This window comes from Allobacillus salarius (assembly GCF_007559425.1).
Classification (GTDB): Bacteria; Bacillota; Bacilli; order Bacillales; family Alkalibacillaceae; genus Allobacillus; species Allobacillus salarius.
In genome coordinates this window covers 1-5,920 of sequence record NZ_VMHE01000044.1, presented here as the reverse complement: position 1 = coordinate 5,920, position 5,920 = coordinate 1, and the positions used below count along the sequence as shown (strand labels likewise).

At 35.0% G+C, this 5,920-nt stretch carries 6 protein-coding genes and 1 pseudogene; 3 read left to right on the top strand and 4 right to left on the bottom strand.

Going from position 1 to position 5,920, the window contains the following annotated elements; all coding sequences use genetic code 11:
* Window positions 1–187 precede the first annotated feature (187 nt).
* The 3 genes and pseudogenes from FPQ13_RS12705 to FPQ13_RS12695 form a co-directional block, all read left to right on the top strand.
* The gene (locus FPQ13_RS12705) at window positions 188–676 is read left to right on the top strand and encodes a hypothetical protein (RefSeq protein WP_144089697.1); all 489 of its coding nucleotides are present in this window, start codon (window positions 188–190) and stop codon (window positions 674–676) included.
* Window positions 677–758: 82 nt separating this feature from the next.
* A complete protein-coding gene (locus tag FPQ13_RS12700) occupies window positions 759–1,220 on the top strand; it encodes a hypothetical protein (RefSeq protein ID WP_144089696.1) in 462 nt (153 codons plus the stop codon).
* Between the two features lie 304 nt (window positions 1,221–1,524).
* A pseudogene (locus FPQ13_RS12695) lies at window positions 1,525–2,619 on the top strand (IS256 family transposase); the annotation flags it as partial.
* A 519-nt stretch (window positions 2,620–3,138) separates the two neighbouring features.
* Here FPQ13_RS12695 and FPQ13_RS12690 read toward each other — a convergent pair.
* From FPQ13_RS12690 to FPQ13_RS12675, 4 genes are all read right to left on the bottom strand, one after another.
* The gene (locus FPQ13_RS12690) at window positions 3,139–3,588 is read right to left on the bottom strand and encodes a hypothetical protein (protein WP_144089695.1); all 450 of its coding nucleotides are present in this window, start codon (window positions 3,586–3,588) and stop codon (window positions 3,139–3,141) included.
* Window positions 3,589–3,743: 155 nt separating this feature from the next.
* Window positions 3,744–4,211 (bottom strand): hypothetical protein, encoded by a 468-nt coding sequence (locus tag FPQ13_RS12685; protein WP_144089694.1) that lies wholly within the window; start codon window positions 4,209–4,211, stop codon window positions 3,744–3,746.
* Window positions 4,212–4,281: 70 nt separating this feature from the next.
* The gene (locus tag FPQ13_RS12680; protein WP_144089693.1) at window positions 4,282–5,331 is read right to left on the bottom strand and encodes an IS1595 family transposase; all 1,050 of its coding nucleotides are present in this window, start codon (window positions 5,329–5,331) and stop codon (window positions 4,282–4,284) included.
* 108 nt (window positions 5,332–5,439) lie between these two features.
* Window positions 5,440–5,619: a hypothetical protein gene (locus tag FPQ13_RS12675; RefSeq protein WP_144089692.1), complete on the bottom strand. Its 180-nt coding sequence runs from the start codon at window positions 5,617–5,619 to the stop codon at window positions 5,440–5,442.
* Window positions 5,620–5,920 lie beyond the last annotated feature (301 nt).

The following is a 5,920-nucleotide window of genomic DNA, read 5'->3' as shown; positions in this document are numbered from 1 at the left end:
CCCATCATAAAAAAATGGGCTGGCAAAGTTCTCGAATTTCTTTTGCATTATTATCAGATTTTCTCTTGCAAAATACATACGGTTTTATTTTTTTAAAAAGATTTTAAATTTGGTTTATAAAACTAAATTATAACCTCTTTATTAAATAGATGTACCGGTGCATTAAATAATAATAAGGAGTGGTATTATGGCAAGGCTTGTTGATGAAGGTTGGATGAGAATCACAAAAAGTCCGAGTCAGCTTAATGATATGGCGGAGTTGTGTGACGAACAGTATTATAATGGGTATTATGGTGTTTCAACAAGTCATATTTATAATACAGTATCAGGAGTTCTCTCTACTGTTTTTTCTTTGTTTTATAATATGAGTAAAACTTCTACTGCTATTGGTATTGTAGTTGATAATGTTGCGGAAATTGCTAATTCGGTTAGTCAAACTCAGTTAGAAGGATTTCTTAATGGAGAAAACATGTGTAATGAACTAAGAGATTACTGCTATGCGAATGATATTATAAATTTAGACGTTACTATGTATTACCATGAGTTCCAAACTGTTGACGGTCGTTTAAATAGGTATCCTCGTGGTAACCCTCATGGCGATCATCAAGGGAAAGCATATCGGATCAATCGAATGCAACTTTCAAATGGACAATGGATCAGTCCACAATATGGTTAATTAAGTATTCTAAAAACGCCTCTAAGTTGTTATAATAACTTAGAGGCGTTTTTCTATTTTAAAGAAACCGGGGGAATAATTAGTGAAAAAGTGGATTTATTTCTTTATTATTTTTTGTGTAGCAATCTTTATTATATATACCTTCTATTTTAAAACAACTACGTTTAAAGAAGTTTTACCTTCCTTGTACGAAGAAAATGACATCAAAAATATTATTATTAATGAGACAATAAGGGATGACAACGGAAAAAGAATAGAAGAAAGAAGAGTATCAATTAACGATCAAGAGAAGATAAAGAGATTATTGAAAGAGTCTGCTAATATGGAACTCAAGAAAAATAGAGATCTTAAAAGTAAAAGTTCCCCTCCCACTTCGTTTTACCTTATTCGTGTGAACTTTGTTCAAACTAGAAAAGACTTTTCTTTTAATATGGGAGATAGTGATTTAATTATAGGTGGTTCAAATAACTATACAATAGTAGAAAATAATAATTTAAAACAGGCACTAAATCAAGAGGAAATAGACTGGAAACCAGTAAAATAAGCAAAAATTCTCACTATGTTAAGTCGGGATATGGTTTACTTCTTCTTCATAAGAATCAGTGAATAAGTGGAGATAAGTAAAGCAAGGATTGAGAGGATGAATGAAGTCCAGTACATACCGCAACCTAGTGAAAAATTCAATCCGCTCCAACCAAATGCTTTCCATCCGTGACTCAAAAGACCTATAGTAAACCCAAAGAAAGGTAAGATAAATAAAACTAAATGTAGTAAATCTTCCGTTATATTAGTCTTGTATTGGTTTAAATTTAGTCACCTATTCGGTTACCGAGAGTGTAATCTAAACAATGAATCATCATTTGGGCTATGAATCGAATGATAAAGCCGAAAAAGAATCACCCAACAGAAGAAATGGATACGGTAAGAAAACTTTACACACTACTTCTGGAGAAGTTGAAATAACGACTCCGCGTGACCGTGATGGATCGTTTAATCCTCAACTCATTCCCAAGCGTCAAAAAGATGTTTCAGCCATTGAAGACAAAGTCATCTCTATGTATGCCAAAGGCATGTCACAGCGTGACATATCTTCAACTGTGGAGGATATTTATGGTTTTTCGGTATCTCACGAAATGATATCAGATATCACAGATGCCGTGATTCCAGAGTTGGAGGAATGGCAGACACGTCCACTTAGTAACTGTTACACCTTTATTTTTGTATACTGTATGTTTACAACCATACGGAGTGACTATGAAACGAAAAAGTATGCAGTCTACACGATTCTAGGATATACCATAGAAGGAAAGAAGGAAATTCTTGGTCTATGGTTAAACGAAACAGAAAGCAAGCATAAATGGATGCAGATCTTCGATGAAATTAAAGCGAGAGGTGTTGAAGACATCTTCTTTATTTCGATGGACGGTGTCAGTGGGTTAGAGGAAGGTGCCCGTGCTATTTTCCCTAACGTGACTGTTCAGCGATGTATGGTCCATTTGATACGTAATTCCCTTAAATATGTACCAAGTAAAAACTATAAAGCCTTTACAGCAACGCTAAAGAAAGTTTATGGAGCTCAAAGCCTAAAAGCATGTCAAATTGCATTTGAGTCGTTTAAACAACAATGGTCAGCGTACCCTGGAGCAATCAATGTTTGGACCAAGCATTTCCATCACGTTGAACAACTATTTGAATATGGAAGCGCGATTCGTAAGATCATGTATACAACAAATGCCGTCGAAAGCATTCATTCCAGCTTCAGAAAGGTCACTCAAAAAGGGGCATTCCCAAATGAGAATGCGCTCTTAAAGGTCTTGTATTTACGAATCAAGGAATTAGAATCCAAATGGGAAGGTGGCCATATTCAAAACTGGTCGTTAGTCATGAACCAATTACTCGTGCACGAAGGGCTCGAAGAGAGAGTACAAAAGTACATTCAATGATTAAAGCCTTGAATAGAGCGTAGATTACGAACGCCACCATTGACCTTGCTTGTTGTCCGTCTTGTTGGTTTTATGCAGGTAAGCTGAAAAATAAAGCCTAGATTCTTTCCTGAGACAAATGGTAACACGGACAAATCGATTCTAAGTATTCGGACGGCGGGGCCCCGCCCCCTTCCACCGAACACTAAGAATCGGGCGCTAAGGTCAATGGCAAGCAGCTGCCGCTGTGGCTGGCTCTTTATATCGTGTGTAAGCTTTCTCCCAGTAATCTAAGTGATAGAAACTTGATTAAAGATGGTGATTGTCCAAACGTTGTTTGAAAGACTACTTACACACTTTATTTGACAAACCCCGGTTACCCCTTAAAAAAGATCCAAACCAGCTTTAATCATTTAACCATTTAAATTCTTAAATCCTTGATCTTCAATAATTAGATCGATTTATTTTCACCTTTAACTTGATAAAATTTTCCGTAGTAATTTATGTCTTCTTTCTCAAAGTAAATAGGCACAACTGCCCTTATTTGACTGATTCCCAATCCACGTCCTTATGATTATTTAGTGCCTGTTTTAAATTATTATTTTCTACTATTGTATAGCTGTCTGCCGCCCTTAAACCGCTATCTACCATATAAAAACTAAAGTTCTCGCTAGTATTTTCAAAGATCACACTTATGAAATAAAATGAAGTAGTATTGGAAGCTTCACTATGAAAGTCCCCGTTTTTCTTGAGCTTCATATCAGAAGACTCTTTCAATAATTTTTTTATTACTTCTTGATCTGTAATTGATATTTTTCTTTCTTTATCCATTTTGTCATCAATGATCTTCTCGCTAATCTGAATACTTTTGATGTTATTTTCGTACAAGGAAGGGAAGACTTCTTTAAACGTAGTCGTTTTAAAATAGAAGATATATACAATGGAGATGGCTACACAAAGAGCAAGAAAGATAAAAATCCACTTTTTCACAAATTATCCCCTCAATTCTTAAAAATTAGGCTCTGTTAAAGTTCATTGTTGATATTACTTATAAAAATGGAACTTCCTAATTTGTGGAAGTTCCATTTTGTAATATTTGCTTGTTCAACTAACGCACCCGTTTGTTTAAGATGATTTGACAATCATTAACTTCTTAATAACCGTAGCAGTTGCAAACCATCAGAAGGGTGACCGTTATATGCTCCCATCCAACGAGGATAGGTTATAGGAATAATCGTAGCAACGAATTGAAAAAGGTTAAATATTGCCGTCCCCCATAAAAAAGAGCGTAAATCACCATGAGGTAGTAGCGTAGCTGTCATTCCGAATAAAAACCCAAGTAACAAAGACATTATTGGACCACCAGCCAAAGCAACAGCCCTCTGTTGTTTCTTTAAATTCCCTTCCCAAGCAACGAAACCTACATAAGACCAATATATATGAAAATGAAGCCTTCCTATTCTGAAATTTTCTTTATTCTCTTTATTTCTATTTCCTAAATAAACATGTGCATTAGATTTTGAAGTGGAGACAACACCAATACCATGTCCTATTTCATGCAGTAGGACGCATATTGGGATAACCAAAATATAAAAAAGTAGGAATAATAACATTTATTAACTCCTTTACGACTAATATTTCTTCTGAAACAATCTGCCTCGTTAGTTGAACAAGCAGTAATGTTTATATCGTGAATCTAGATAACCTAAGCGTATCATATGTTTCGATATTTTGTATTAAATTCCCTTTAATCATCAAATCATTCATAGTAATAGGATTCCTTTGATGTTGAATGGATTCTAACACCTGAAACCAAGCAAGGTAATTGTTCAGGTATTTAGTTGCAACTCCATTAAAACGTTGTATCCATCCTTTAAGCCTTCGGTGATAATTGTTAACGTTTTGGATATGGTATAGTCCCTTTGTGCGAACCTTACCATCAGACTTGAATTGATAAATATCCATCCCTTTTTCAGCAGCATATGTTTTAAAGGCACGCCAAGAATCGGTGCATAAAACATTTTCATTTGAAAGTTTATGTCCGATAGCTTTGTCTAACTGCTCTTTTGTTAATCGACCCATTCCCAATGTCTGCGAAAAAGTCATCTTTTCACGGTCTCTAGCGACTAAGACACAAACTTGTTCGTTGCTTATGCCTCGTTTCTTAGCGGAACCTCCACGTTTGCGGGGTTTTCTGTCTTTTATCTTTCTTTGTCCTTTTTCTGAGTATAGGAAATAGGTCTCGTCCATTTCAACGATACCTTCAAAATTAGATATTTCAATTTGTTTTAATGATGATAAGAGTTTGTGCCTCCAGTAGAACAATGTAACGTGAGTAATATTACCAACTAATTCAGCAGATTTACGCAAAGAATATCCCTCTATCATACATTCGATGAATTTAATCCATTGATTGAGATGGCGTGTTCGATATAGAGCAGTATTTGTTAAGTCAGTAAAAGTCTTTTTACACGCTTTACAGCGATAACGTTGCTTTTCTACTTCATCGCCATCAACAATCGTTGAGTATGTGCCATACCGAACGATATGTTCTGATTCGCAGTCAGGACAATGATAACCACTCTTATTTTTGCGTTCAGATATTTCTTGAAGAACAGTTCCTGTCGAAGAAGATGCAGTAAGTGCGTCAATTAAATACTCTCGTAGTCGGTGCTTTTCTGCTGGATTTAGTTTTTGAATGGCTTTAAGAATATCAGTTGCTCTCACGTTCATCACCACTTTTATATAGTTAAACCCATTATAGAACATAAGTTCCTGTAAATCAAATTATCAACAACAGACTTTAACAGAGCCAAAAATTAAAAAAGATATAAACCATCTTTAATCATTTAACCTTTCAAATTCTTGATCTTCAATAAATGAAATCAATTTATTGTCACCTTTAATTTGATAAAATTTCCCGTAATAATCCAGATCTTCCTTGCCGAAAAAAATAGTCATATGGCTTCCGGAAGAGTCAGTAAAAGTTAGTACATAATAAATATCAGGGCTATCATTCATTTCTCTTAACTTCATATCACCAGAGTGACTTAAAAGAAGCTCTGTGAACTCTTTCGCTGAATCGTCATCTTCAATAATTACTGTCTGATCTGCTGCGTTGGATTCTGCTGTTCGATATCGGTTAATCTCAACTTCAATTACATTATTTTAATTCCATTCTGAACTCGAAACGATTTCTCCAAATGTTGTAGTTTTTGTTTGAATGAAGAAAAAGAACATAATACTGAATCAATTTCATAAATCTTAGCCCTTACAGGGCAAGGGTTTCAAAACACAAAAAAGGAAGTACCTCCCCAAAGTC

What these genes read in the sequence shown, in the direction of transcription:
- FPQ13_RS12685 (WP_144089694.1), bottom strand. Translation starts at nt 4,211, where the DNA reads ATGTTATTATTCCTACTTTTTTATATTTTGGTTATCCCAATATGCGTC.
- FPQ13_RS12675 (WP_144089692.1), bottom strand. Translation starts at nt 5,619, where the DNA reads ATGAATGATAGCCCTGATATTTATTATGTACTAACTTTTACTGACTCT.
- FPQ13_RS12680 (WP_144089693.1), bottom strand. Translation starts at nt 5,331, where the DNA reads ATGAACGTGAGAGCAACTGATATTCTTAAAGCCATTCAAAAACTAAAT.
- FPQ13_RS12705 (WP_144089697.1), top strand. Translation starts at nt 188, where the DNA reads ATGGCAAGGCTTGTTGATGAAGGTTGGATGAGAATCACAAAAAGTCCG.